Origin of the sequence: Paraburkholderia sp. EG304 (assembly GCF_046543485.1) — a bacterium.
Taxonomy (GTDB): domain Bacteria; phylum Pseudomonadota; class Gammaproteobacteria; order Burkholderiales; family Burkholderiaceae; genus Paraburkholderia; species Paraburkholderia youngii.
Window position 1 is genome coordinate 1 of the sequence record NZ_JBKGUA010000234.1, and the last position, 1,052, is coordinate 1,052.

Sequence of the window (1,052 nt, forward strand, 5' to 3'; positions counted from 1 at the left end):
ATCGACTCGGTATAGCCGTCCGCTCCGCGCATCGCTTCAGTCTCAGTGTTGTCCGGTTCTTTGTTTCAACGTTTACCCCTCCCGCGCGGATGACGTGCGCGGGAGGTATTTCAACAGCCTGCTAGACAAAGTGCTGACATGGCAATATTCCCGGCGTGACTGCGTGCGACAACGAATTTCTTCGGCCGGGAGGACTTTGGGTAATTTTCGACAGTCTGTCGGCCAAGTCAGCTGCAGTTGTGGATCGTGACCTGAATGAATTCCCGCCTGACCACTCGAACGGATCAAAAAGTACATTCTCCTGTGGCGGTGCTTTCTCAATAGCCTCCGCAAGTCCGGATCTCGGCTTTGTCCACGAAGCGCCGGGAACAAATGTTCCGTGGACGAGAGTTATTATGACCGTTGAATCGGTCGCCTCCTGTGATGGTGTTTTTCGGCGCAAACAGCGCAAAACCCTCCGGAGTAAGCGAACGATAGTAAGAAAGACGTATACGCAAAGTATCGCAATAACTGTAGTTCGCAGAAAGCTCGTCATGCAAACCATACGACCTCCGACTTTTCCGGTCGATCCGTCGGCAGCGGATGGGCGCGCGGGATCTACGGATCTGCCTCGGTGGCTCATTGGACTGCGGAATATCCTCGAAGTTTGTGTGGGTTGTGCCCTATGGAGCAAGTTTCTTGAAGTATGGGGTAGTTGCAAGGGCTACGCCACGCCTGACCAAATCAGCCTTCGGTAAGCGCGGGGCCGCACAGTCAAGGAGATTGGCTCCAACCCGGATGATGAACGAGACTAGGGGTGGAAGGTAGACGCGTAGAGGTCGTCACTCTACTTCGCGATCGATGCGCGTGGTACCGTCCGCTTCCTCGATCAGCGCACGGGTCTATATCAACGATCAAACGAAAGGCCGTAACGGCAGCTCTCAAGGGCGGATTCAACCGGTCGATGCAATAGTTTGCTGGAACCGTTCAGCCGGCGTTTCGTAATTCAGTGTCTTCCTTGGACGCTCATTCAGCCTTCTTGCCACGGCATTAAGTTTGGCCTGAGAGTAGAC

1 pseudogene is annotated in these 1,052 nt (G+C 54.3%); it reads right to left on the minus strand.

Features of this window, described 5'->3' with window-relative positions:
• Window positions 1-932: 932 nt before the first annotated feature.
• A pseudogene (locus tag ACLFKU_RS43555) lies at window positions 933-1,052 on the minus strand (IS30 family transposase); the annotation flags it as partial.